The sequence below is a fragment of the Rhodococcus shunpengi genome (assembly GCF_048381395.1).
Classification (GTDB): domain Bacteria; phylum Actinomycetota; class Actinomycetes; order Mycobacteriales; family Mycobacteriaceae; genus Rhodococcus.
The window spans coordinates 599,867-624,315 of record NZ_JBLWIU010000012.1 but is presented as its reverse complement, the minus strand read 5'-3'; the positions used below and the strand labels follow the sequence as shown (position 1 = coordinate 624,315).

Annotated in this window: 21 protein-coding genes; 8 read left to right on the top strand and 13 right to left on the bottom strand. The window is 67.9% G+C overall.

Annotation, left to right across the window (positions count from 1 at the left end; translation table 11 throughout):
• The first annotated feature begins 4 nt into the window (after window positions 1-4).
• A complete protein-coding gene (locus tag ACNJ7K_RS08150; RefSeq protein ID WP_159419093.1) occupies window positions 5-1,246 on the top strand; it encodes a benzoate/H(+) symporter BenE family transporter in 1,242 nt (413 codons plus the stop codon).
• On the opposite strand, the gene ACNJ7K_RS08145 is transcribed toward ACNJ7K_RS08150, so the two are convergent.
• The 3 genes from ACNJ7K_RS08145 to ACNJ7K_RS08135 form a co-directional block, all read right to left on the bottom strand.
• Window positions 1,236-3,635 (bottom strand): ATP-binding cassette domain-containing protein, encoded by a 2,400-nt coding sequence (locus ACNJ7K_RS08145; protein ID WP_159417259.1) that lies wholly within the window; start codon window positions 3,633-3,635, stop codon window positions 1,236-1,238. The genes ACNJ7K_RS08150 and ACNJ7K_RS08145 overlap by 11 nt on opposite strands.
• Window positions 3,636-3,714: 79 nt before the next feature.
• Window positions 3,715-4,125 carry a VOC family protein gene (locus ACNJ7K_RS08140; protein WP_026061047.1) on the bottom strand — a complete coding sequence of 137 codons (411 nt, stop codon included), beginning with the start codon at window positions 4,123-4,125 and terminating at the stop codon, window positions 3,715-3,717.
• Window positions 4,126-4,130: 5 nt separating this feature from the next.
• Complete coding sequence (locus tag ACNJ7K_RS08135) at window positions 4,131-4,580, bottom strand: helix-turn-helix transcriptional regulator (RefSeq protein WP_026061046.1); 450 nt, start codon at window positions 4,578-4,580, stop codon at window positions 4,131-4,133.
• A gap of 157 nt (window positions 4,581-4,737) precedes the next feature.
• On the opposite strand from ACNJ7K_RS08135, the gene ACNJ7K_RS08130 reads away from it, so the two are divergent.
• On the top strand, window positions 4,738-5,745 hold the full coding sequence (locus tag ACNJ7K_RS08130; RefSeq protein ID WP_016691745.1) for an NAD(P)H-dependent glycerol-3-phosphate dehydrogenase: 1,008 nt from the start codon (window positions 4,738-4,740) through the stop codon (window positions 5,743-5,745).
• Window positions 5,746-5,855: 110 nt separating this feature from the next.
• Window positions 5,856-6,530 (top strand): nitroreductase, encoded by a 675-nt coding sequence (locus ACNJ7K_RS08125; RefSeq protein ID WP_487041462.1) that lies wholly within the window; start codon window positions 5,856-5,858, stop codon window positions 6,528-6,530.
• A 22-nt stretch (window positions 6,531-6,552) separates the two neighbouring features.
• Here ACNJ7K_RS08125 and ACNJ7K_RS08120 read toward each other — a convergent pair whose 3' ends face one another.
• Window positions 6,553-7,740 (bottom strand): AAA family ATPase, encoded by a 1,188-nt coding sequence (locus tag ACNJ7K_RS08120; protein WP_016691742.1) that lies wholly within the window; start codon window positions 7,738-7,740, stop codon window positions 6,553-6,555.
• 217 nt (window positions 7,741-7,957) lie between these two features.
• Between ACNJ7K_RS08120 and aztD the strand changes: the two genes are divergently transcribed.
• Together aztD and ACNJ7K_RS08110 are read left to right on the top strand one after the other, a co-directional pair.
• Entirely contained in the window at window positions 7,958-9,199 is a 1,242-nt protein-coding gene (aztD, locus tag ACNJ7K_RS08115; RefSeq protein ID WP_487041461.1) for a zinc metallochaperone AztD, read from the top strand.
• A gap of 232 nt (window positions 9,200-9,431) precedes the next feature.
• Complete coding sequence (locus tag ACNJ7K_RS08110; protein ID WP_225623670.1) at window positions 9,432-10,703, top strand: glycosyltransferase 87 family protein; 1,272 nt, start codon at window positions 9,432-9,434, stop codon at window positions 10,701-10,703.
• Here ACNJ7K_RS08110 and ACNJ7K_RS08105 read toward each other — a convergent pair.
• Window positions 10,673-11,002, bottom strand: a complete 330-nt coding sequence (locus ACNJ7K_RS08105) for a branched-chain amino acid transporter permease (protein WP_016691739.1) — start codon at window positions 11,000-11,002, stop codon at window positions 10,673-10,675. The two genes, ACNJ7K_RS08110 and ACNJ7K_RS08105, sit on opposite strands and share 31 nt — an antisense overlap.
• Complete coding sequence (locus tag ACNJ7K_RS08100; protein ID WP_016691738.1) at window positions 10,995-11,693, bottom strand: AzlC family ABC transporter permease; 699 nt, start codon at window positions 11,691-11,693, stop codon at window positions 10,995-10,997. The genes ACNJ7K_RS08105 and ACNJ7K_RS08100 overlap by 8 nt, the downstream gene beginning before the upstream one ends.
• A gap of 84 nt (window positions 11,694-11,777) precedes the next feature.
• Here ACNJ7K_RS08100 and ACNJ7K_RS08095 point away from each other — a divergent pair, with 84 nt between their 5' ends.
• Window positions 11,778-12,509: a M50 family metallopeptidase gene (locus ACNJ7K_RS08095; RefSeq protein WP_016691737.1), complete on the top strand. Its 732-nt coding sequence runs from the start codon at window positions 11,778-11,780 to the stop codon at window positions 12,507-12,509.
• A 4-nt stretch (window positions 12,510-12,513) separates the two neighbouring features.
• On the opposite strand, the gene ACNJ7K_RS08090 is transcribed toward ACNJ7K_RS08095, so the two are convergent.
• Window positions 12,514-14,064, bottom strand: a complete 1,551-nt coding sequence (locus ACNJ7K_RS08090) for an acyl-CoA synthetase (protein WP_487041460.1) — start codon at window positions 14,062-14,064, stop codon at window positions 12,514-12,516.
• 161 nt (window positions 14,065-14,225) lie between these two features.
• Between ACNJ7K_RS08090 and ACNJ7K_RS08085 the strand changes: the two genes are divergently transcribed.
• Complete coding sequence (locus ACNJ7K_RS08085) at window positions 14,226-15,281, top strand: acyl-CoA dehydrogenase family protein (protein WP_487041459.1); 1,056 nt, start codon at window positions 14,226-14,228, stop codon at window positions 15,279-15,281.
• A gap of 55 nt (window positions 15,282-15,336) precedes the next feature.
• Here ACNJ7K_RS08085 and ACNJ7K_RS08080 read toward each other — a convergent pair whose 3' ends face one another.
• The 6 genes from ACNJ7K_RS08080 to ACNJ7K_RS08055 all read right to left on the bottom strand — a co-directional run bounded on the left by ACNJ7K_RS08080 (window position 15,337) and on the right by ACNJ7K_RS08055 (window position 22,180).
• Window positions 15,337-16,848 carry a class I adenylate-forming enzyme family protein gene (locus ACNJ7K_RS08080; RefSeq protein ID WP_487041458.1) on the bottom strand — a complete coding sequence of 504 codons (1,512 nt, stop codon included), beginning with the start codon at window positions 16,846-16,848 and terminating at the stop codon, window positions 15,337-15,339.
• Window positions 16,849-16,919: 71 nt separating this feature from the next.
• Window positions 16,920-18,107 (bottom strand): acyl-CoA dehydrogenase family protein, encoded by a 1,188-nt coding sequence (locus tag ACNJ7K_RS08075; protein WP_016695641.1) that lies wholly within the window; start codon window positions 18,105-18,107, stop codon window positions 16,920-16,922.
• A 1-nt stretch (window position 18,108) separates the two neighbouring features.
• Window positions 18,109-18,891 (bottom strand): enoyl-CoA hydratase/isomerase family protein, encoded by a 783-nt coding sequence (locus tag ACNJ7K_RS08070; RefSeq protein ID WP_085469976.1) that lies wholly within the window; start codon window positions 18,889-18,891, stop codon window positions 18,109-18,111.
• A gap of 70 nt (window positions 18,892-18,961) precedes the next feature.
• Window positions 18,962-20,248 (bottom strand): FAS1-like dehydratase domain-containing protein, encoded by a 1,287-nt coding sequence (locus ACNJ7K_RS08065; RefSeq protein WP_487041457.1) that lies wholly within the window; start codon window positions 20,246-20,248, stop codon window positions 18,962-18,964.
• Between the two features lie 95 nt (window positions 20,249-20,343).
• Window positions 20,344-21,828, bottom strand: a complete 1,485-nt coding sequence (locus ACNJ7K_RS08060) for a class I adenylate-forming enzyme family protein (RefSeq protein ID WP_487041456.1) — start codon at window positions 21,826-21,828, stop codon at window positions 20,344-20,346.
• A 43-nt stretch (window positions 21,829-21,871) separates the two neighbouring features.
• Window positions 21,872-22,180, bottom strand: coding sequence for a hypothetical protein (locus tag ACNJ7K_RS08055; RefSeq protein WP_120280762.1), 309 nt, complete (start codon window positions 22,178-22,180; stop codon window positions 21,872-21,874).
• Between the two features lie 111 nt (window positions 22,181-22,291).
• Between ACNJ7K_RS08055 and ACNJ7K_RS08050 the strand changes: the two genes are divergently transcribed.
• Entirely contained in the window at window positions 22,292-24,436 is a 2,145-nt protein-coding gene (locus ACNJ7K_RS08050; protein WP_159417252.1) for an acyl-CoA dehydrogenase family protein, read from the top strand.
• Window positions 24,437-24,449 lie beyond the last annotated feature (13 nt).

Here is a 24,449-nt window from a genome sequence, read left to right as displayed (position 1 = left end):
CGCCGTGGACGATCGCCCCACCGACGAGACCGATCTGTTCGAACGCCCCGTGCGTCCCGTCGTCGGACCGCGCGGGATACTCCGGGATCTCGGCCCACGATACGCCGCGAACGGCTTGATCGGGCTCATCTTCTCGTGCACCGGACCGGTCGCGGTGATCCTCGCCGCCGGCGCCGCGGGCGGGCTGAGCGCACCGCAGTTGGCGTCGTGGATCTTCGGGGTGTTCGTCCTCAACGGGCTGCTCACCATCGTGATGAGCGTCGCCTACCGGCAACCGCTCGGGTTCTTCTGGACCATCCCCGGCACCGTGCTGGTCGGCGGGTCGCTCACCCATCTGAGCTGGGCGGAGGTGGTCGGCGCGTTCTTCGTGACAGCGGCCCTCGTGACGGTGCTGGGGGCGTCGGGACTGGTACGCCGAGTGATGGAAGCGTTGCCGATGCCCATCGTCATGGCGATGGTCGCGGGAGTGTTCCTGAAGTTCGGCATCGATCTGGTTTCGGCGCTCGGTTCCGACGTCGCCATCGCCGCACCGATGGTGATCGTCTTCCTCCTGCTCAGTTCCGTTGCGGTCCTCGGTAAGTGGATGCCTCCGATCCTCGGCGCTCTGCTCGCCGGGGTGGGCGCGGTCGCGCTGTCGGGCCGGTTCTCACCGTCCGGGACCGACAGCGCGGTCTTCGCCGCACCGGTGTTCACCGCGCCGCAGTTCACGTGGTCGGCGATCCTCGAACTCGTCGTGCCGCTCGCGATCACCGTGCTGGTCGTGCAGAACGGGCAGGGCATCGCGGTGTTGCGCTCGGCCGGGCACAACCCGCCCGTCAACGTCTCGGCGATCGCGTGCGGACTGTGGTCCTTCCCTGCCGCGTGCGTCGGCGCGGTGTCGACCTGTCTGACCGGACCGACCAACGCGCTGCTCGTGTCGTCGGGCGAACGGTCCCGTCAGTACACCGCGGCGATCACGTGCGGGACGCTGGCGATCGTCTTCGGACTGTTCGCACCGCTGTTCGTCCGGTGGATGATCGCCGCACCCGTCTCGTTCGTCGCGACCCTCGGCGGCCTGGCGATGCTCAAAGCGTTGCAGGGCGCCTTCGTGGCCGGGTTCGCGAGCAAGCACACCATGGGTGCGCTCGTCGCGTTCGTGGTCACCGCCTCGAACATCACCGTCTGGAACATCGGCGCGGCGTTCTGGGGGCTCGTCGCGGGTGTGGCCGTGTCGTGGCTGATGGAGCGTCCGGACTTCAGCCGCTGATCCCGACCCCGACGTACTCGGCGAGGTGCTCGCCGGTGAGCGTCGACCGCTGCTCCACCAGTTCGCTGGGGGTGCCCTCGAAGACGATGCGTCCGCCGTCGTGGCCTGCGCCGGGACCGAGGTCGATGATCCAGTCGGCGTGGGCCATCACGGCCTGGTGGTGTTCGATGACGATCACCGACTTGCCGGACTCGACGAGCCGGTCGAGCAGACCGAGCAGCTGTTCGACGTCGGCGAGGTGCAGGCCCGTGGTGGGTTCGTCGAGGATGTAGGTCTCCCCCTTCTCGGCCATCGCGGTGGCGAGCTTGAGACGCTGCCGCTCACCACCCGAGAGCGTGGTCAGGGGCTGGCCGAGCCGCAGATACCCGAGGCCGACGTCGGACAGTCGCTGCAGGATCTTCGACGCCGCCGGGGTGCGCGCCTCACCGTCGGCGAAGTACTCCTGAGCCTGGGCGACGGACATGCCGAGCACCTCGGCGATGTTCTTCCCCGCCAGGGTGTACTCGAGCACCGCGGCCTGGAAGCGCTTGCCCTCGCAGTCCTCGCAGACCGATTCGACGGTGGCCATCACCCCGAGGTCGGTGTAGACGACACCGGCACCGTTGCAGGTCGGGCAGGCGCCCTCGGAGTTGGAACTGAACAGGGCCGGCTTGACACCGTTGGCCTTCGCGAACGCCTTGCGGATGGGTTCGAGCAGACCCGTGTAGGTCGCGGGGTTGCTGCGACGCGAACCCTTGATGGGGCTCTGGTCGATCGTGACCGCGCCGTCGCGGTCGGCCACCGAACCGTGGATCAGCGAACTCTTGCCCGACCCGGCCACGCCGGTCACCACGACGAGCACGCCGAGCGGGATGTCGACGTCGACGTTCTGCAGGTTGTGCGTGTCGGCGCCGCGGACCTCCAGGGCGCCGTTCGGGGTGCGCACCGTCGGTTTCAGCGACGCCCGGTCGTCGAGGTGGCGACCGGTGAGGGTGTCGGCACGCCGCAGTTCGTCGACGGTGCCCTCGAAGACCACCTGTCCGCCCTCGGTGCCGGCGCGCGGGCCGAGATCGACGATGTGGTCGGCAATCGCGATGGCCTCGGGTTTGTGTTCGACGACGAGCACGGTGTTGCCCTTGTCGCGCAGTTGCAGCAGCAGGTTGTTCATCCGCGCGATGTCGTGCGGGTGCATGCCGATCGTCGGTTCGTCGAAGACGTACGTGATATCGGTCAGCGACGATCCGAGATGGCGGATCATCTTGATGCGCTGCGATTCTCCACCGGACAGGGTGCCGGTGGGGCGGTCCAGCGACAGATATCCCAGCCCGATGTCCGCGAAGGAGTCGAGCAGATGACGAAGGTTCTTCAGCAGCGGAGCGACCTGCGGAAGATCCAGTCCGCGCACCCATTCGGCGAGATCGCTGATCTGCATCGCGCACACGTCCGCGATGCTCCTGCCGTCGATCTTCGACGACCGCGCCTCGGGGGCGAGACGCGTCCCTTCACAGTCCGGGCATGTGGAGAAGACGACGGCCTTCTCGACGAACGCACGGATGTGCGGTTGCATCGCGTCGAGATCCTTGGCCAGGAACGACTTCTGGATCTTCGGGATCAAACCCTCGAAGGTGACGTTGACGCCCTCGACCTTGACCTTGGTGGGTTCCTTGTAGAGCAGGTCGTGGAGTTGCCGCTTGGTGAACTTCGCGATCGGCTTGTCGGGATCGAAGAAGCCGCACCCGCGGTAGATCCGGCCGTACCAGCCGTCCATGCTGTAACCGGGGATCTTCAGGGCACCCTCGTTGAGCGAGAGACCGTCGTCGTAGAGCACGGTCAGGTCGAAATCGGAGACCGACCCCTTGCCCTCACATCGCGGGCACATGCCCCCGAGCCGGTTGAAGGTCACCTTCTCGGCCTGGGTCTTCCCCGCGCCCCTGTCCACCGTCACCGCACCGCTGGCCCGCACCGACGGCACGTTGAACGAGTAGGCGTTGGGCGGACCGATGTGCGGCTCCGCAACCCGGCTGAACAGGATGCGGAGCATCGCATTGGCATCGGTGGCGGTGCCCACCGTCGAGCGCGGATTCGATCCCATCCGTTCCTGGCCGACGATGATCGCCGCGGTGATGCCGTCGAGCACGTCGACGTCCGGGCGGGCCAGGGTCGGCATGAATCCCTGCACGAACGCGCTGTACGTCTCGTTGATCAGACGCTGCGACTCGGCGGCGATCGTGCTGAACACCAGCGAACTCTTGCCCGAGCCGGACACACCGGTGAACACCGTCAACCGCCGCTTGGGGATCTCCACACTGATGTCGCGGAGGTTGTTCACGCGCGCTCCGTGGACCCGGATCGCGTCGTGGTTGTCGGCGACGTGTGCTGCGTGTGCCGGTGTGTCCTTCGTCGAGGTCATGTTCGAAGACTCCAGTGGTCGTATGGATGCGGGCGGAACGGATGCGACGATCGGAGAGTAAGGCCGACCGTGGGATCGGTCAGCGCAATTGCTGGATGCGGACCATGTTGCCCGCGGGGTCGCGGAGGGCGCAGTCGCGGACGCCGTACGGTTGGTCGGTGGGTTCCTGGACGATCTCGGTGTCGCCGGCCTGCAGTTGCTCGAACGCCCCGTCGAGATCCTTCGTCGCCAGGATGATCGACGCGAAGGTGCCCTTGGCCATCATCTCGGCGATGGTGGCGTTCTCCTCCTCCGTGATGCCGGGGTCGGCGTCCGGTGGGTACAGCACCAGGGACGTACCGGGAGTGTCGCTGCGGCCGAGGGTGATCCAGCGCTTCCCGGCGTAGCCGACGTCGTTGAGGACCTCGAAGCCGAGGGTGTCGCGGTAGAACGCGAGGGACGCCTCGGGATCGGTGTGCGGAAGGAATGTCTGGTGAATCGTGATGTCCATGCCGATCACGGTATGACCGGCGGACCCGTCCGCGCTTCTCGATTCCTGATCGGTCTGGTGACATTCTTCGCCACGCACGACGGGATGCCGTTCGTCTCCTCGGCCGCCTGCTTGCGGTACACGCTCGGGGGCACGCCGACGAGTTCCGTGAACCGGGTACTGAAGGTGCCGAGCGACGAGCAGCCCACCTCGAAGCACACCTCGGTGACGGTGAGGTCGCCGCGTCGCAGCAGCGTCATGGCCCGTTCGATGCGCCGGGTCATGAGATACGAGTAGGGCGACTCGCCGTACGCGAGCCGGAACTGGCGGCTGAGGTGGCCGGCCGACATGTTCACGCCGCGGGCGAGGGCCTCGACGTCGAGGGGCTGGGCGTACTCGCGGTCGATGCGGTCGCGGACGCGTCGCAGCAACGCGAGGTCGCGCAGGCGCTGATCGGTGACGGGTTTACCGGGCACGGGTCCGATCGTGCCACGATGCGCCGCCTCGATCCTGTCGTCGTGCGCTTCCACAGCACACCCGCCCCGTGCGGATCCCGGGACCACAAATCGGACCCGCCGGGACCGGAAAACTGACACTCTGTCGATACCTGCTCGTACGGACGAAAGGTCACCGATGGCTCGTGCGGTTCGCGTCGTCGTTCTCGGATCGGGATCGTGGGGAACCACGATCGCGTCGTTGGCCGCACGCAATACCCCGACGACGTTGTGGGCCCGCAACGACGACATCGCGCGCGAGATCGACACCGAGCACCGCAACCGTCGTTATCTCGGCGAACGTCCGCTACCGCAGAGCCTGCGCGCGACCTCCGATCTCGAAGAAGCCGCGCGCGAGGCCGACGTCCTGGTGGTCGGTGTGCCGTCGCACGCGGTGCGCAAGACACTCGAGCAGGTCGTCGACGAGATCCGCGCGTGGGTCCCGGTCGTCTCGCTCGTGAAGGGTCTCGAACCGGGCACCCGCCTCCGGCCCACCGAGGTGATCGCCGAATGCCTTCCGGGGCACCCCGTCGGGTTGCTCGCGGGTCCGAACATCGCCGGGGAGATCGCCGACGGCATGGCCGCCGCGTCGGTGGTCGCGATGCAGGACGAAGCCGTGAGCGCGGCGCTGCAACCGCTGTTCGCCACGTCGTTGTTCCGCGTCTATCGCAACACCGACGTTCTGGGCTGCGAGCTGGGCGGGATCCTCAAGAACATTGTGGCGATCGCGGCCGGCATGGCCGAGGGGCTCAGCGTCGGCGACAACACCCGCGCGATGGTCCTTTCCCGCGGGCTGGCGGAGATGACGCGCCTCGGCGAGGCCATGGGCGCGGATCCGCGGACGTTCGCGGGCCTCACGGGGATGGGCGATCTCATCGCGACGTGCACGAGCCCGTCGTCGCGGAATCGCCGAGTCGGTGAGGCGCTGGCGCGCGGGCTCAGCATCGATGAGGCCGTCGAGGCGCTGGGGCAGGTCGCCGAAGGGGTGAAGACCGCGCCGACGGTCATGGAACTCGCCCGCGAGTACGGGGTGGAGATGCCGATCGCCGCCGAGGTCGCCGCCGTGGTGACCGGGAAGAGCACCCCCACCGACGCCTATCGGGGATTGCGGCGCGTCACTCCCGGCGACGAGAAGGACATCGTCTGACCTTCTCTACAGCTTTCTCGGAAGAATCGTAGAAAGCCGAATATTCACCTGTCGTGTGCTCGCGACCGACTGAACGAACGCTCGGTGAAGTGATGTGCCATCGTGGTGGCATGACTTCTGCCGCCGACACGCTGTCATCCCTGCTCGACACCCGTTTCAGCTGCCGCGCGTTCCTGACGAAGCAGGTCCCGCGCGAGGACATCGAACGCATGCTGCGGATGGGTCAGCGCACCGCGTCCTGGTGCAACTCGCAGCCCTGGCAGGTGCACATCGTCAGCGGCGACGCCACCGACCGCCTGCGCGACGCCGTCTACGCGCAGGCCACCTCGGGGAACATGGACCCCGACATCCCGGGACCGGCCGAATACCGCGGTGCCTACGCCGAACGTCGCCGTGGCGCCGGCTACGCCCTGTACAACGCGCTGGGCATCGCGCGCGACGACTACCAGCGCCGCGCCGAGCAGATGCTCGAGAACTACCGCTTCTTCGGCGCACCCCACGTCGCGATCATCACCTCCGACAAGGCCCTCGGCGTGTACGGCGCCGTCGACTGCGGTGGTTACGTCTCGACCTTGCTGCTCGCCGCCGAATCGCTCGGCATCGCTGCCGTCCCGCAGGCCGCCGTCGCGATGACGGCCACCGCGCTGCGACGCGAACTGAACATCGGCGACGACCGCGACATCGTCTGCGCCATCTCGTTCGGCTACGCCGACGAGGCGCACCCGGCCAATGCGTGTCGCACCGATCGCGCGTCGCTCGACGAGACCGTCGAGTGGGTCGACTGAACTCTCGGTGGCTCCGGCTGGGTCAGTCGTTCTGGGCGCGCAGATAGCGCCCGAAGTGCGGAACGGTGAACCCGATGAACCCGCGCTCGGCGGAGTAGATCAGGCCCTTCTTGATCAATCCGTCGCGCGCGGGTGACAGGGAGGCAGGCTTCCGTCCGAGTTCGACGGCGATCTTCGAGGTCGCGACCGGCCCGTCGTCGCCCGACAGATCCGCCATCGCCCGCATGTATTCGCGTTCGGCGGGAGTCGCCCGTTCGTAGCGGGAGCCGAAGAAGCCGACGGCGAGTTCCTCTTCCGCCGTGGGTGCCGCGACCCGCACGTCGTCGACGGTGATCGGCGAATCCGCCGCGACGTCCCAGGTCGCCTTGCCGTAGGCCTGCACGAAATACGGGTAGCCGTCGGCGGTTTCGTACAGCAGGTCGAGGGCGTCCTGCGTGAACTCGACGTCCTCTCGTGCCGCGGGCGCGATGAGAGCGAGATCCGCTGCCGCACGGTCGAGTCGGTCGATGCGGTGGTAGGTGAACAGCCGCTCGGAGTAGGACTTCGATGCCGACAGCACGGCGGGCAGGTGCGGCAGACCGGCCCCGACGACGATGAGCGGCGCGGCGTCCTGGCTCAACTCGTGGCAGGCACCGCAGATCGCCGAGACGTCGTCGGGTCCGAGGTCCTGCATCTCGTCGATGAACAGCGCGATGCCCACGCCCACGTCGCGCGCGAGTCCTGCTGCGTCGACGAGCAGTTCGACGAGGTCGATCTCGATGTCACCCGAATCGGCCCGCCCTTTCACGGCCGGGGCGTCGATGCCGGGCTGCCAGCGTTCGCGCATGCCCTTGTCGGCGGTGGCCCGCAGCGCGAACGACTTGAGCACGCCGAGGAAATACTCGACCGATTCCGGATCCGGATGCGCGGCGGCGATCTCGCGGACCGCCATGTGCAGCGCGGACGACAGCGGGCGTCGCAGTCCTTGATCGGGACGGGCCTCGATCTTGCCGGTGCCCCAGCTCTTCGCGATGGCGGCGGAACGCAGATGGTTGAGAAGGACGGTCTTGCCGACACCGCGGAGACCGGTGAGGACGACGCTGCGTTCGGGTCGTTCCCGGGCGATCCGTTCGAGGACCACCTCGAACGCGGTGAGTTGCTTCTCGCGGCCGGCGAGCTCGGGCGGGCGCTGTCCCGCGCCCGGGGCGTACGGGTTGCGGACAGGATCCATCCGTCGATGCTAACGGCGAGCTCATCGGATTCTGAGCTCATCTAGTGCGTGTCGTAGACGGCGGTATTCGCGTATGTCCGAGCCCGAAACCGCAGTTGTTGTCGACTTTTCGGCGAATTGTCGACAACAACTGCAACCTCGGCGGTCCGGAGCGGCATGCACGCATGCGCATTTCAGACTTTGACATTCATTTTCGATAGGGGTTATTCCTTTCCCCATGACAACGCTCTCCCGCTACGGTGGCGCCGCCTTCACCGTCGTCGCTGCAACCTTCGCCGCCGCATGCGGCGGCACCACCGAAGCCGACACCACTGCGGCCGATACCACCGAGACGACGACCGCCGCCACCGCTTCCGAAGTGGCGACGGCACAGCCGCGCCTCGCCCTGACCTACGACGGTGGCGTCCTCGTCGTCGACGAAGAAGAACTCACCGTCGTCGACGACTTCGCACTCGACGGCTTCAACCGTCTCTCCCCCGCCGGCGACGGACGCCACGTGCTGATCTCCACCGAGGGCGGATTCCGCGCCCTCGACACCGGCAGCTGGACGGAGGCCCACGGCGACCACGGTCACCACTACGCCGGCGGACCCGCCCTCACCGACCTGACGTTCGCCGCCGAGAAGCCCGGGCACGTCGTGCCGCACGCCGGGGTCACCGCCCTGTTCGACGACGGCACCGGACGCATCGACGTGTTCGACCCCGCCGACCTCGCCTCGACGACCGACCTGCCGCATCTCGACAGCCGCACACTCCCCGAGGCCCACCACGGCGTGGCCGTTCCGATGCCCGACGGCGGCATGCTCGTCACCCTCGGCGATTCCGAGGAGCGGACCGGTGTGGCACTGCTCGACGAGAACGGCACCGAGATCACGCGCGCCGAACAGTGCCCGGGCGTGCACGGTGAGACGGTCGCGGCCGACGGGGTCGTCGCCTTCGGATGCGAGGACGGCATGGCGATCTTCCGCGACGGGACGTTCACGAAAGCGTCGGTGCCCGACCCCTACGGCCGGATCGGGAACCAGGCCGGCAGCGAGGATTCGCCCGTCGTCCTCGGCGACTACAAGACCGATCCCGACGCCGAGCTCGAGCGCCCCGAGCGCGTCGCGCTCGTGGATACCCGCACCGCGTCGGTGCGCCTCGTCGACCTCGGCACGAGTTACACCTTCCGTTCCCTCGGCCGCGGACCGGCGGGTGAAGCGCTCGTTCTCGGCACCGACGGCAACCTCCACGTGATCGATCCCGAGTCCGGCGAGATCGTCCGGCGGATCGAGGTGCTCGAGCCGTGGACCGAGCCCGACGAGTGGCAGACACCTCGGCCCGCACTCGAGGTGCAGGGCGGAACGGCGTTCGTCACCGATCCCGCCACCGATTCCCTGTACGCGGTGGACGTGGCCTCAGGTGAGATCCGTACGGCCGAACTGCCGCACACCCCGAACGAGATCAGCGGTGTCGCCTGACTCCGCTACCTGAGTATTCGGCTTTCTAGCGTTACTGCTAGAAAGCCGAATAGTTTCCTCACATCCACCGGATCGAGACATTTGCGCAACGTGATCCGCCTCACTCCACAAGTGCACGAAACGGAAATCTCCGTCAAAACGGTTGGGGAGACGATATTCTCGTCGCCTGATCCCGAAGACAACGATTGTGTAACGTGGCGACGCACCTGTTTCCGATCGGGAGGTACCGCCCGTGCTGTTGACCGAAGTCCGTACCCGACCTGTTCGATCCTTGTTGATCGCCATCGGGCTGACGGTCTCGGCCCTGGCAGTCGCCGGATACCTGCGCGACGCGGTGAACGAGTACCTCATGGATCTCGACGTCTTCCGCGACGCCGGCTGGGCCTTCCTGCACCACACCCCGCTGTACACCGAGGGGTTCTTCAGTCATTCCGGTTTCCGGTTCATCTACCCACCCTTCGCGGCGTTCCTCTTCGCCCCGATGGCGTTGGTGGGCAGCACCGCCCTGCAGGTGTTGTGGACGATCGGGCTCATCGCTCTCGTGTGGTGGGTGCTGAAGGTCGTCTATCAGCGACTCGACATGTCGCAGCCGAGTCTGATCGCGGCCGCGTCGCTCGGACCGGTGCTGTGGCTCGAGCCGTTCCGCTCCAACTTCACGTTCGGCCAGATCAACATCGTGCTCATGGCACTGGTGGTCGCCGATCTGCTCGGCGTGATCCCGAAGCGCTTCCGCGGTGTCGGCATCGCGCTGGCCGCCGCCATCAAGGTGACCCCGGCCGCCTTCGGCCTGATCTTCCTGCTGCGCCGCGACTGGCCGTCGGCATTCCGTGCGCTGGGCGCCTTCGCCGCGACCGTCGCGTTCGGCTACTGGCTGCGCCCCGATTCGACCGTCTACTTCTGGACCACGGAGTTCTTCGCGACCGACCGCGCCGGCGACCCGTCGTTCTTCCGCAACCAGGCGCTCACCGGTCTCATCGCCCGTTTCGACTTCTCCGACGGCACCGCCAAGGCGCTGTGGCTGGCCGGTGCCCTGGTCGTCGTGGCCGGTACCGCGTGGGCCGCGTACCGCTTCCTGCGTGCCGACGAACCCGTGGTCGCGGTGGCCCTGGTGGGCCTGGCGTCGCTGCTCGCCGCTCCGATCGCCGTCACCCACCATTGGGTGTACGCGCTGTTCCTCGTGCCGCTGCTGGTCGCGCCGGCCTACCGCCGCTGGTGGCCCGTGCTGGTGCCCGCGACCGTCGTCTTCCTCATCGGACCCAACCACCTGCTGCGTGAGGCGTCCTCCGGCGGTTGGGTCGAGCAGTTGCTCCTCGAAGTGCTCGGCACCTCGCAGTGCCTGGCCGCGATCGCGGTCTTCGTCGCCGCGATGATCGCCGCGCGCAGCCGCCGCCCCGGGGCCGAGGCTCCTATGGAGGCCCGCCCGGTGGATGCACAGGAGGCCGTCCTGGAATCCGGCGAGAGTGCCGAGACCGCTCAGGTCCAGAACGCCGACGCGAACAGGTAGAGGCCCGTCCCGACGACGGTGCTCAGCGCGGCGTTCCGTCGCCACAGGTGCACGGCGATCGTGCCCGCGAGACCGGCGGTCGCCGGGAGCCAGGTCGACTGCCCCACATCGCGCAGCGTGTACATCACGAGGATGACCATGACCCCCGCGGGCATCGTGCGGCCGAGGAAGTCGACGAAGGCGGAGTTCTTCAGTGCCGACAACGCGAGGAACGGCGCCGCGCGCAGCGCGACCGTCACGACGAACATCACCGCCAGGGCGCCGAGGACGTACGCGGCGCCGGGCACCGACTCAGGCACGGGCCACCTTGTTCCGGTAGACGAACCGCACGAACAGGCACACCACGAACAGCCCGAGGCCGACGACGAGCATCTGCTCCTTCGCGACCAGCAACGCGACGAGACCGCAGACCAGCGCGATCACCGGTGCCGGCACGTCGCGGTTGGCGCGGAAGGCATCGATGGCGAGGACCGCGAACAGCGCCGTGAGCGCGAACTCGAGCCCGGCGAGTCCCTCCGGGAGCACCGCGCCGATCAGCGCGCCGACCGTGCCCGACACCACCCACATCAGTTGGCACAGCACCTGGACCGTGAGGATGCGGGTTCCCGTCAGCTGCTCACGTGCCTTGGGCGCGACGATCGCGTACGACTCGTCGGTGAGCGCGTACACGCCGTAGAGACGCCCGAGCCTGCTGCGGATGCGGTGCAGGGGGAACGACAGGCCGTAGAAGACGTGCCGGAAGTTCACGAGCAACGTCGCCGCCGCGACCGACGCGAGCGGGGTGACCGCCGCGATGAGACCGATCGCGAGGAACTCCATCGACCCCGCGTAGATGACGGTGGAGAAGATCGGTGCCCACCACCAGTCGAACCCGCCCTGGGTGAGCACCACCCCGAACGCGAGCCCCAGCGGGATCAGTCCGAGACCGACGGCCCAGGAGTCCGCGATACCCGCGCGGATCTCGAGGGAGCGACGGTCGGGCATGCTCATCAGGCTATCGCCGGGGCAGTGGTCTCTACGCCCGGCCCTGCCGGACTCGGAGCCACCCGTGTCCGGCCCGAAGGAAGGTGATCTGTGTCCACCTCGTTCACGGAGGTCGTGTCCTCCGCGTGGCAGGCCGTGTCGACCGTCGACGAGCCCGCACCGACGATGGTCGTCGTCGGGACGGCGATCGTCGCGCTCGTGCTCGTGACCGTCCGTCCGCTGTGGTTGAAGACCCGCCATGTCATCACGCAGGCGCACGAGGGGTCGCACGCGCTGGTCGCAGCGCTCGTGGGCCGCAAACTGTCGGGTATCCGCCTGCACAGCGACACCTCGGGGGTGATGGTGTCGTCCGGCAATCCGCGCGGTCCCGGCATGGTCGCGACGACCTTCGCGGGATACACCGGCCCGGCCGTGCTCGGTTTCGCCGCGGCGACGCTGTTGACGCTGGACCGGCCCGCCGCGGTCCTGTGGTCGATCCTCGCCGCCCTCGCCGTCCTGTTGCTGCTGATCCGCAATCTGTACGGCTTCGTCTCCGTGGTGATCGCGGGAGCGCTCGTCGGCGCGGCCGCCTATCTCGGTGATCCGGTGGTTCGGTACACCGCGGCATACCTGATCACCTGGGTGCTGCTCCTCGGCGCGACCCGCCCGGTCCTCGAACTCGCCCGCACCCATTCGCGCGGTCGCGGCCGGGGTTCGGATGCCGACCAGTTGCGCTGGCTCACCCGGCTCCCGGCCGCGGTGTGGATCGCGCTGTTCGCGATCGTCACAGCGGGTACCGCCTTCTACGGCGTCACACGGATCGTGGTGACCCAGCTGTCCTGAATCGTCAGGGCGCCGGCGACACCTCGTCGTAGCGGGCGAGCAGGGCCCGGCGCAGGATCTTGCCGCTGGGCAGTCGCGGAACCTCGCCGAACTCGATCGTGCGCGGCACCTTGAAGTGCGCGAGGCGTTCGCGGGTGTACTCGACGAGTTCGGCCGCGAGGGCGTCGTCCGCCCGCACGCCGTCCACGGGTGTGACGACGGCGTGGACGCGTTGGCCCATCTCCTCGTCGGGCAGGCCGACGACGGCGACGTCGAGGACGGCGGGGTGCATCGTCAGCACGTCCTCGGCCTCGACGGGGTAGATGTTGACGCCGCCGGACAGGATCAGATCGGTGCGCCGCGCCGAGAGGTACAGGTAACCGTCCTCGTCGACGTGCCCCAGATCGCCGAGGGTCGTCCAGCCCTTGTCGTTGTAGGCGGCGGCGGTCTTCGCCGGATCACCGTGGTACTCGAAGTCCAGGCCGTCGCCGATCCACACCTGGCCGATCTCGCCGGGCCCGAGTTCGCGGCCGGACTCGTCGCAGATGTGCACCTGACCCAGGGTCGGACGGCCGACGGAACCGCGGTGCTCGAGCCATTCCGGTGTCGTGATCATGAAGAATCCGTTGCCTTCGCTGCCCGCATAGAACTCGAGGATCTTCGGCCCGAACCACTCGATCATGCGTTCCTTGACCTCGACCGGGCACGGCGCCGCCGCGTGGACCACGACACGCAGGCTCGACACGTCGTAGCGCGTGCGGGTCGGTTCGGGGAGCTTGAGCAACCGCACGAACATCGTCGGGACGAACTGGGCATGGGTGACGCCGTACCGCTCGATGGCGTCGAGTGTGCGTTCGGCGTCGGAGGTCTCCATCACCAGCGCCGTGCCCCCGTTGCGGACGGTTCCCATCGTCCAGCCGAGCGGTGCCGCGTGGTAGAGCGGTCCGGGGCTGAGGTAGACGGAGTGCGGACCGAATCCGAAGGCGTCGCGCATCGTCGAGTCGATGGCCAGGCCCGTGCCGAACGGGGCGCCGGTGAGCGCGGGCAGGATTCCCTTCGGACGTCCCGTGGTGCCCGACGAGTACAGCATGTAGTACCCCTCGAGTTCGTCGTCGACGGGTGTATCGGGCAGGGCCGAAACAACGTCGGCGAGGATCTCGGCGCCGCTAGGCGAGCTGTCACCGGTGGTGAACCGCGCCCCGAGGACGGGGTTGCCGCCGGCGACGACCGCTCCGAGGCGGTCGAGACGTTCCGAGTGCACGAGCACACGCGCACCGCAGTTCTCGACCACGTAGGCGGCCTCGTCGTCGGACAGGTGCCAGTTGACGGGCGTGTAGAGCAGGCCGGTGCGCTGCGCCGCCCACACCACGGGGAAGACGTCGAGGCAGTTCTCCATGAGGATCGCGATGTGGTCGCCGGCCCGCAGGCCGTGCTGCCGGAACAGGTGGGCGATGCGGTTGGACGCGGATTCGAGTTCGCGGTAGGTGAGTGTTGCACCGTCCTCGACCATGACGATCGCGGGCTTGTCGCCGAAGGCGGCGGCGAGATCGGTCGGGTTCATCGACGGCATCGTCATCGGTCACTCCCTCGTGGACGTCGGCGACAAGTATTACCTGTATAACGATGTGTCGGCCAGGCTTCGTCGAAAACTCTTCCGATATCGCGAGCAGTTCCGAGGGGTCCACAAACTTCGGCACACATGGTTAACTACGTTGACGACCACATCGAAGGAGCGTCATGGACTTCGCGTTGAGCGACGAACAGGTGGCCCTCGGCGAGAGCGAGCGCGCGTGGCTCACCAAGAACGACCCGATCGCCGCGCGCAGACCGGGCATCGACGACGGACCCGCGCACCTCCCTACCGACGGACTCCGCCACCTCGCGCACTCGGGCTCGATCGGGCTGCTCACCACCGAGACAGGCGGCACCCACGTCGATCTGGCCGTGCTCGTCGAGGAACACGGACGGGCCGGCGGCGCGCTTCCCGTCGCTGAACTGGCAGTCGCGGCCAGTCTTCTCGAGACGATCGGTCATCCCGCGGCCGCAGCGGCGGAGAGCGGTGAGCGCGTCGTGCTGCCCGCCCTGTCGTCACCCGAGAAGTCCGGCCTGCAGGCACGATTCGACGGGGACGCCCTGGTTCTGAGCGGTACGACGGCACCGATCACCGGCCTGATCGATGCGCACGACCTCCTGCTGGTCGCGGTCACCGACACCGGCGCGGAGATCGCGGCGGTCGTGCCCGTGGAGACGCTCACCGTGCGACCGCTCGACGCGCTCGACCTCACACGCTCGTGGGCCGTCGCCGACCTCGACGTCACGCTTCCGCAGGATTCGTGGTTCTCCCTGCCGACCGGCATCGCGGCCTTCACCCACGACCGTCTTGCGACCTTCCGAGCGGTCGACGCTCTCGGTGCCGCTGCGCGTCTCGTCGACCTGAGCATCGACTACGTCGGTAGCAGAACACAGTTCGGCACGGTGATCGGCAGCTTCCAGGCGGTGAAGCACCACTGCGCGAACATGGCGACGACGACCGAGGCCTCCCGCGCGACACTCTGGGCCGCCGCCGTCGCACTCGACGGGGACGATCCCGTAGCACGCGCCCGGGCGGTGTCCGCCGCGGTCGCGTTCGCATGCTCCGGAGCGTCCACCACCGCCCAGACGGCTCTGCAGGTCCACGGCGGGATCGGTTTCACGTGGGAACACGACGTGCACCTGCTGCTCCGCCGCATCAAGGTCGATGAACTGCTCGACGGTTCGGTGTCGTACCACCGCCGTCGACTCGCCGTCGCCTGAGACACCGAAAGAAAGGGGGCGGGATCCATCCGGATCCCGCCCCCTTTCCTGTGCGCTATCGGGCGCGGGACGATTCGATCTCGTCCACCATCTCCAGCAGCCGACGACGGTCGACCTTGAGCGACACACTGCGGGGCAGGGCATCGACCCTGTGGATCTCCACCGGGATCTCGTAGGCCGTCAACCGGGTGCGCAGGAAGGTCTTCAGTTCGCCGACGTCGACATCCTCTGCACCCTCGACGGTTTCGATCACGGCGACCGGTACGTGTCCGAGCCGCTCGTCGGGACGGCCGAAGACCGACGCATCGAGAATCGACGGGTGGGTCCGCAGTGCGTTGCAGACGGTTTCGGGCTGGATTTTGAAACCACCACGGACGATCGCGTCGTCGGCCCGGCCGTCGATGTAGAGGAAACCATCCTCGTCGAGATGCGCGAGATCGCTGGTGCGCACCCAGTCGCCGACACCCGTGCCGGTCTGCGGTGAACTCACCTCGAGGCGACCGGTGCTCCCCTCGGGCAGCACCGCGCCGTTCTCGTCGACCGTGCGCATCCGCACCCCCGGGAAGGGCCGGCCGACGCTGCCACGTTTGTGTTCCCACCACTGCTTGATGAGGGGCTTCGTCCACCCCGCTACGGCACCACCGAATTCCGTTGCCCCGTACATGATCATGATGGGAATGCCGTACCGGTCGGTGAACTCGTCGGCCAGTTCCGGGCTGACGAAGGTGGTGCCTGCGGTGATGGCCCGGAGGGTCGCGAGCTTCTCCTTCGGCACGTCGGCGTTGAGCACCGACCGCATGGCCGCCGGCGGGAGACCCGCGACGATCATCCGGTGCTCGTAGACCGCGTCGACCCAGCCCTCGACGGTGAAACGGGGCATCAGCACGATCGGGCGTGCTTCCGACAGCGACTGGATCACGCCCCACAATCCGCCGATGTGCACCATCGACAAGGAGATCAACGCCACGGGGCCGGTGAAGGGTTCGTGATCGCCTCTCCCCTTGCCGGTGTGCCCGTGCACGGCCTCGAGGGCGGCCTCGAGTTGGCGCCAGGTCAGTGGAACCCGCTTCGGCGGGCCGGTGGTACCGGAGGTGAACATCTCGACGGCGACCGGGTCCTGCTCGTCCGGGCGGGGCGGGACGGGAGCGTCGCCGAACACGCGTGAGACGTCCGAACCGTCCACGGCGACACCGACGATGCCCGCTGCGGCGATGGGTGCGGCGAACTCCTCGTCGGCCCAGTACTCGCGCGGTGCGAGGATCACATCCGGGTGGGCCCCGACCGCGTCCTCGACGATCCGCCGCGACGGCTGGGCCGGGTTGAGGGTGAGCAGCACCCGGTCGTGTCGCAGGATCGCGATCAGGGACGCGATCGATTCGGTGCGGTTGATCAGCACGACACCGATCCGGCTGCGTGGCCCGCACCCGAGTCGTTCGAGCTCCGCGTCGATTCGCTCGGCCGTGTCACGCACCTGCGCCCACGTGTGCCAGGTCTTGTCCTCCTGCACCATGTTCGCACTGTCGGGGGTCGACCACAGCAGGGTCAACGCCTCTCTGATGCCCGTCATCGCGGAGCCTCCTCTTCGGTCGACCCGAAGGTGTTCGTAGTGCCGACCGGCGATCCGGCCGGGAGCGCGCCTCAGCGCGGAAGACCGAGCCCTCTCTCGGCGATCATGTTGCGCATGATCTCCGAGGTGCCGCCGGCGATGGTGTACGCGCGGGCGTACAGGAATTCGTCCTGCCACCGGCCCCCGTCGACGACCTGCGGGTCGCCCTCGACGAGGATGCCGTCCTCACCTGCGAGTTCCAAAGCGAATCGTGCGGTCTCGACGCCGATCTCGCTGAACATCAGCTTGGCCATGGCGGCGTCGTGGGGGCGTTCGGTGCCCCGCGACCAGCGGCCGATGTTCGCGTACACCAGTGCCGACAATGCTTCGACGGACGCCTGGAGTTCGCCGATCCGTTCCTGCACCGCACCGTCCTCGATCGCGGGACGTCCGTACCGGATGGTCCTGCGTGCGAGTTCCTTCAACGCGTCGACGTCCTGCTGCAGGCGCACTGCTGCCGACGCCACGGCGCTGCGTTCGTGGGCGAGACTCGAATTCGCGATCAGCCAGCCGTTGTCGAGGTCGCCGATGAGCGCGTCGGACCCGACGGGAACGTCGTCGAGGAAGATCTCGTTGAAATCCGAGGTTCCGGTCATCTCCCGCAGCGGCCGCACGTCGACGCCCGGCGACCGCATGTCGAGCAGGAACGCGCTGATACCACGGTGTTTCGGTGCGTCGGGATTCGTCCGGGCCAGGAGGTAACCGTAGTCGGCCCAGTGTCCGTTGGTCGTCCACACCTTCTGGCCGGTGACGGTGAACCCGCCGTCGGCCGGCACTGCCTTCGTGCGCAGGGACGCGAGGTCGCTGCCGGAACCCGGCTCGCTGAACAGCTGGCAGAAGACGAGTTCGCCCGATCGGATACCAGGCAGATACTTCTCGCGCTGTTCCTCCGTGCCGAAGTCGATCAGCGCATGTGCGACCAGCAGTCCGGCTCCTTGCACCGCAGCCGGAGCCCGGCCGCGTGCCAGCTCCTCCCCGACGACGACGTCCTTCTCCGGTGAGTGTGCTGCCCCGGCACCGCCGTAGCGCTCCGGCCAGTCGGCACCGATGTACCCGGCTTCGAAGAGTGTGCGGGTCCATTCCTTCAGCACCGCGAGTTCGTCGGCGTCGTCGGCGCTGCGCACACCCGCCTTCACCGGCACGTCGGGTTTGTGGGTCTCGACGAACTCGCGTACCTCTTTGCGGAACTGCTCGAGTTCGGGTGTCAGTCCGTAGTCCATGTCAGCGCACCTCGTAATCGCGCGTGGGGACCTGGGACCGATCGACCTGAGCCAGGCCGATGGGATTGCCGAGATCGGTGTACATCATCCCGGCGGCGAGAGCGTGTGATCGTGTGCGGTCCTTGGACTCCCAGATCGCGCGAATGCTGCCCTGGATCGCGGCCGGCGGTTTGGCGGCGATCCGTTCGGCGAGCTGCTGCGCGCGATCCCACAGCGCGTCCCGGGCGACGATCTCGCTGACGAAGCCGATCTCGTAGGCCCTCTTCGCGGACATGCGTTCGTCGAGACCGAGCAGCACCATGCGCAGCACCTCACCGATGGGGATGCGGTGTGCGAGGCCGATCGGTTCGAGTGCGGCGACCATGCCGTAGGAGACGTGCGGATCGAAGAACTGGGCGTCCTCGCTCGCGACGATGATGTCGGCCTCGTTGAGCCAGTAGAGCGCGCCGCCGGCGACCATGCCGTGGACCGCGCACACGAGCGGTTTCCAACAGTTGTTCTGTTTGGGCGACAGGTCGACACCGGGATCGCGACGGCTGAAGACGTTGTCGGACAGGAAGGTCCCCTCGTGGACATCGACGCCGGTGCTGAACGCGCGCTCGCCGTTGGCCCGGAGGACGACGACGTGCACGTCGTCGGTCTCGGAGGCGTAGTGCCACAACTCCCGGAACTCGGCGCGCATCGTGTCGGTGAAGGAGTTGAGCTTGTCGGGGCGATCGAGCGTGATGGTCAGGACGTGGTCCTTCAGCTCGGCGATCACCGTGGTCGTACCGGTCAGATCCACAGGTCCTCCTCGAGCCGCTCGGTGCGCGTCGCCTCATCCTGCCCCGCTGCCGGCAGGGACGGGTGGCCTTTCACGACGCCGCCCCGTTTCCTGCCCGCCGCTCGCTGCGCAGCTCGGCGTCGCGTTCGAGCATCCGCGCCGCGAGTTGTTCGAACTCGGCGGGAGCGTCGGGCAGCTCGACCGCAACGCCGCCACGCGACGGGAGCGCGATCGTGGCGGTGGCGGGACAGGTGACCTCACCGCGCTGGCTGGTGCCGCGCAGTTCGACGTCGACGAGGTGACGCCCGCCCTCGGTGCGCTTGCCGACGACCTCACCGGTGAAGGTGTGGGTGTCGCCGAGGTAGTTGAACTTGCGCATCTGACTCGACATCGATTCGAGCCAGGCGTCGTCGCCCATCCAGTCGGTGAGATAGTGGCTCAGCCAGCAGTCGCGCATCATGCCGTAGTCGTAGGCGGCCGGCAGGCCGATGGAGCGGGCGTAGCTGCTGTCCCAGTGGATCCGCTGCGCGACGTCGGGCACGCCCTGCTCGTTCGGGATGTAGAACGGCGCGATGCGTTGGCGGTTCTTGTAGGCGAGGCGGCTCGCGCACGGGGTGTACGGGGCGAAACCGTATCCGCCGGAGTGGAAGACGACCATGTCGGTGGTGGTCAACGGCCCCTTGGCCATCGTGCCGAGACTCTCCCCGGCCTCGACGTCCTCCCAGTAACGGGTGTTCGTGCCGCGCACCTGCTCCTGCGCGTAGATCTCGTCGATCCTCGCGATGTCGTCGGGGGTGTAGGAGGCCGGTTCGATCGAGTCGTACTTCTTGCGCTTCTTCGACTCGTGGCGCTCGGTGTGGATGGTGATGACCCGCTGGGTCTGGACCACCTCGGCGCGCTGGTTGAACTGCACCTGGAGGCCGGTGATGATGAGCGAACGCCCGGCGAACTCGGATTGCTTCTCCTCGACCTTCTCGGTGCCGTGGAAGCCGTACAGGGTGTCGCCGTCGAGGACCGGCCGGTACCAGTGGGTCGTGGTGCCGGAGACGAACACGTGGATCCCTCGGAAGGAGGGTCGGCGCTGCTCTCGGGGCACGGGATCTGCCAGCAGTTCCTTGCGGACGGCGATGTTGACCATCGGGGGCGCGATCTGGCCTCCCCACCGGGTCGCGGCACCGTATTCCTCGTCGGTGAACAGCGGATTGTCGTCGCCGTAGCTACGCGCGAAGTTCCGCATGATGTCGGGTGAGGCGCGTGTGTACTGCTCTCGCTGCGTCATGGCGTGGTAGACGCCGACGAGATCTCTCGCCCGTGCAATGTCTTCATCGCGGAAGGTGTAGATCTCCGAAGGCTTCTCGGTCTTCTCCGACGTGGTCATCGACTACCTCCGTATAGGGGACGACGCTCGACGCGAGCGGCCCGTGTCACCCACAGTAGGTCAACCTAGTTATACATGTAAAGACCTGGCGAACCTCATTCCCGGCCGGGTACTCCGTCGCCGGCCAGACGTTCGACGACATGCCGGCGCACCAGCTTTCCCGTCTCCGTGCGCGGCAGCTCGTCCCAATAGACGATGCGGTCGGGCGTCTTCGACCCGCGCAGCGTCTCGCGCACGAACGCGCGTAGCTCCTCCGCATCGACCGACTCGTCGGGGCGCAACACCACCACGGCCTCGATGCGTTGTCCCCATTCGTCGTCGGGTACCCCCACGACCGCGGTGTCGGTGACGGCGGGATGACGCAGGATCACGTCCTCGATCTCGGCCGGGGCGATGTTCTCGGCACCGCGGATGATGGTGTCGTCGCTGCGCCCACCGATGAACAGATAGCCGTCCTCGTCGACGAATCCGGTGTCGCGGGTGTCGAAGAATCCGCGGTCGTCGACGAGTTTGCCGATTCCCGCGTATTCGGCCGAGACCTGTTCTCCGCGAACCCAGATGCGTCCGGGCACACCGGCTTCGACGACGCGGTCGTCGGCGTCGCGGATCTCGAGGTCGATGCCGGGGACCGGCCGGCCCACCGATCCGAGCCGGGCACGGATCCGCTCGTCGGTGCCGGTCATCGCCGCCCGGTGGTCGTCGGGGCCGAGGACGGTGATCGTCGAGCTGGTCTCGGTGAGTCCGTAGGCGTTGACGAAGTCGACCTGCGGCCAGGTCTCGAGGGCTCGTTCGACCACTCGGCGGGGCATCGGCGCACCACCACTGGCCAGGGAGCGCAACGTCGGCACCGAGGTGTCGGCACCGGAATCGAGGATGCGCGCGAGCATCGTGGGGACGACGAGAGCATTGGTGATGCCCTCCCCACGAACGGTGTCGAGCCATTCGGCGGCGGTGAACTGCTCGAGCACCACCGTCCGGCGACCTGCGTAGAGATTCGTGAGGACGTTCGCCACCGCGGCAATGTGATAGGGCGGAACGCTCACCAGCGCGGCATCGGTGCCCTCGGCCGACGCGAACTCGACGGATCCGAGCACATACGACACGAGGTTGTGGTGATGCAGCAGAACGCCTTTCGGCGCCGACGTGGTGCCGGAGGTGTAGATCACCACGGCGGGTGCGTCCGGGTCCGGATCGTCGGCTTCCACGACCTCCGACCGTCCGAGCCGGTCGAGCCAGGTCGCGGGAGAGAGCACACCCGGTGCGTCGCCGGCGTCGTCCGCGATCACCAGGGCGTCGGGATGGTGGGACAGCAACGCCGCACCCTGCTCCGCGCCGAGCCGGTAGTTGATCGGTACGAGCGGGACGCCCGCGCGCGCCGCAGCGAACAGGGCCACAGGGAAGGCGGGGCCGTTGACCGCGCGGTAGACGAGGGCATCGGCGCCCGCCTCGCGGATCAGGGTGGCTCCGGCGACGGACAGATCGCGCAGGCGCCGGGCGGAGATGCCGCCGCCGCGGCGCCCCACCACGATGCGGTCCTCGAGCCCGTCCGCGGCCATATCGAGCAACATCGTGAGGTTCATGGAAGCCCCTGGTGCAGTTCTGATTCGGTGGTCGAGTCTCGGGTCAGTCGGAAGCCGGAAGCGGTTTCGCCGTCTTCAACGACAGCGAAACGCCGTCGACGGCGAGAGCGCCGGTGCCGGGTGTGGTGCACAGCAGTTCCACCGTGCCCTCGGCGTCGGTGTACCGCTTCCCCAGCGCGGTGGGGCCGTGATGCGCGTCGTCGATGGCCGCGCCGTCGCCGGTTCCCTTCTTTCCCGGCACCATCTCGGCGCCTCCGCAGGTGAGTGCGACCTCGTCGCCGGGCGCTCGGACGACGACCACCGCGGTGCCGTCGACGGTGCTGGCCCAGGATCGACCTACTTCGAGTTTCACGATTCCTCCGATCGAGCGGTACTGCGCTGTGACTTCCCAAAGTAGCGTGCGTCACATAGTTTAGATAGTGCTACAAGTGAACCGACCCGTGCACGGCCGAGGAGACCTCCCATGCCCCTTCCCCTGACCGACGATCACCGCGCCGTTGCAGAGGCCGTCCGATCGTTCCTCGGCGGCCACGACGCCGGCAGCCTCGCCCGGCAGGTCACCGACGACCCGACCGCCGATACCGGAAAGCTGTGGAAGCAACTCGCCGACCTCGGATGGCTCGGCCTGCACCTTCCCGGTGAATTCGGAGGATCGGACGCCGGCCTGCCCGAGGTGGCGGTGGTGGCCGAGGAACTCGGGCGGCTCGTCGTCCCCGTCCCCTACCTCGCGAGTGTCGCCGTCTCCGCCGCGCTCGCCGCGAAGGGCAACGACGAACTGCGCTCCACCTGGCTCCCGAAGTTCGCGGACGGCTCGGTGCTCCCCGGTCTCGGCCTGTCCGGATCCCTGACGAGCGGCGACACGATCAGCGGTGACGTCGACCTCGTCGTGGGTGGTGCGGGCGCCACGCTCCTCGCCCTCGTTGCAGGTGACGACCTCGTTCTCGTCGATCCCGGCCACGCCTCGGTGTCGGTGACGCCCACCGGCGACCTCGACCCCACCTCCAAGACTGCGAAGGTCGCCCTCCGCGAGACACCCGTCCTGGCCGTCGTCCCGGGCGCCGGTCCCCACGCGAACCACGTCGCCCGCACACTGGCCGCAGCGGAAGCATCCGGCGGCGCCCGCGCGACCCTCGAGGCCGCCCTGGCCTACGCGAAGGTGCGCGAACAGTTCGGCCGCCCGATCGGTTCGTTCCAGGCGATCAAGCACCATCTCGCCGACATGCTCGCAACGAGCGAACTCGCGACCGGCGTGGCCTGGGACGCAGCACGCGCCGGGGCCGACGGTGAGCAGGCGCGACTCGCACTCGACGTCGCACGGGTCATCGCGTTCGACTCGTACATCGCCAATGCCCAGAAGAGTATCCAGATCCACGGCGGTATCGGTTTCACGTGGGAGCACGACTGCCATCTGTTCCTGCGCCGTGCCCACGCCCTGCGGGTCCTGTTCGGCGAACCGACCGCCGCGCTCGACTCGCTCGCCGAATCGGGAACCTCCGGGCTGCGCCGTCACTATGCCGTCGACCTTCCTCCCGAGGCTGAGGACCACCGCGTCGCCGCCCGCGACTTCGTCGCGAAGTACACCGCGACCGCCGAATCCGAGCGACGTGCACTGCTCGTCGACTCCGGCTACCTCATGCCGCACTGGCCGCCGCCGTTCGGCCGTGGGGCCTCCCCGGTGGAGCAGCTCGTGATCGACGAGGAGTTCACCGACGTCGAACCGCACGGTCTCGGTATCGGCGCGTGGATCCTGCTCACCCTCACCCAGCACGGCACGCCGGAGCAGATCGAACGGTGGATCCGTCCCGGTCTGCTCGGTGAGCAGGTCTGGTGCCAGTTGTTCTCCGAGCCCGGTGCCGGTTCCGACGCGGCTGCCGTGTCGACGCGCGGGATGAAGGTCGACGGCGGGTGGCGCGTCACCGGCCAGAAGGTGTGGACGTCGAACGCGCAGAATTCGACGCGTGGTCTCGCGACCATCCGCACCAACCGCGACGTGCCGAAGCACAAGGGCATCACCACGATGGTCATCGACCTCACCGCGCCTGGCGTGACCGTCCGCCCGCTGCGCGAGATCAGCGGCGACTCCGCCTTCAACGAGGTGTTCTTCGAGGACGTCTTCGTCCCGGACGAGGACGTGGTGGGTGCCGTCGACAACGGCTGGACCGTGGCCCGCGCGACGCTCGGGAACGAACGCGTCTCGATCGGCGGTGGCAAGACCGACGAGACCTATTCGGCGTTCGCGCTGCTCGACCTCGCCGCGAAGCACGCGCCCGGCGACGTCTCGGTCACGCGCCGGATCGCGTCACTGATCGCCCGCGAACAGGCTTTCGCGGTCCTCAATCTGAGGCAGGTCGTGCGGGCCGTCGCCGGTGGCGATTTCGGTCCGGAGGGCAGCGTGACGAAGATGCTCATCGCCGAACACACCCAGCACGTGGGCGAACTCGCGATGCACATCGCCGGTCCCGCAGCGTTCCTCGGGGATGAACCGGTGTGGACCCACTACTACCTGCTGGGCCGTGCGATGACGATTGCCGGCGGCACGTCGGAGATCAACCGCAACGTCATCGCCGAGCGGTTGCTGGGCCTACCTCGCGAGCACATCGCCAACTAGATCGCCGAAAGCA